The organism is Rhodococcus sp. PAE-6 (assembly GCF_025290685.1).
Classification (GTDB): domain Bacteria; phylum Actinomycetota; class Actinomycetes; order Mycobacteriales; family Mycobacteriaceae; genus Rhodococcus; species Rhodococcus pyridinivorans.
This window is the reverse complement of sequence record NZ_JAOCLZ010000084.1, coordinates 1-889: the sequence shown is the minus strand read 5'-3', so window position 1 is coordinate 889 and position 889 is coordinate 1. Positions and strand designations below refer to the sequence as shown.

General features: G+C 65.9%; 1 protein-coding gene and 1 pseudogene. Both read right to left on the bottom strand.

Annotated features, from left to right (window positions below; genetic code table 11):
* Positions 1–10: 10 nt before the first annotated feature.
* Positions 11–580 (bottom strand): IS5 family transposase, encoded by a 570-nt coding sequence (locus tag NVV99_RS26320; RefSeq protein WP_072816225.1) that lies wholly within the window; start codon positions 578–580, stop codon positions 11–13.
* Between the two features lie 44 nt (positions 581–624).
* A pseudogene (locus tag NVV99_RS26315) lies at positions 625–819 on the bottom strand (transposase); the annotation flags it as partial.
* Between the last annotated feature and the right edge of the window lie 70 nt (positions 820–889).

Here is an 889-nt window from a genome sequence, read left to right as displayed (position 1 = left end):
ACTGACGGTTTCAGAATGATCTCCGCAGTCGCCTCAAACAGATGATGCTGCACGCGAGTTCGAGCAGCCCCTGATGCAAGTCCGCTCGTACCTCGGAACGTGTTCGCAGACGCTTGAACTGGTGCAACCAAGCGAAGGTTCGCTCGACGACCCAGCGGACCTTGCCGAGCCCGGAGCCATGCGCGGCGCCTCGGCGGGCAATCATCGGGGTGATCCCCTTTTCGCGAAGCAGGTTTCGGTACTTGTCGTAGTCGTAGCCTCGGTCGGCGAACAACCGGCGGGGCCGATTCCGCGGCCGGCCCCGCCGGCCTCGAATACGGGGGATCGCCTCGACGAGCGGCATCAGTTGAGTGACGTCGTGGCGGTTTCCGCCGGTCAGCGACACCGCAAGAGGGGTTCCGTGCCGGTCGACGATCACATGGTGCTTGCTGCCGGTGCGGCCGCGATCGACCGGTGAGGGTCCCGTGTGATCCCCCCTTTGAGGGCCCGCACGTGCGAGCCGTCGACGGCGACGTCGTCCATCTCGAGCAACCCGGCGGCTCGCAGCTCCGCGAGCAGCATCTCGTGCAGCCGCGGCCACACCCCGGCCTCGGTCCACTCCCGCAACCTGCGCCAGCAGGTCACTCCGCTGCACCCGATCGTCTCTGCCGGCACATCACGCCAGGCCACGTTGGTGCGCAGAACGAACATGATGCCGGCCAGGGCGACCCGGTCGTCGACCGGCTTGCGCCCCGGAAACCGGAACCGGCGGGCAGATCTGGGCGGAAGCAGCGGAGCTACACGCTCCCACAGATCGTCAGGAACAAGATCAACAGACACTCTCGACACGGTGCCCGAAACCGTCCCGGAACGCCATCTACCACGCCGAACTCATTCTGAAACGGTCAGT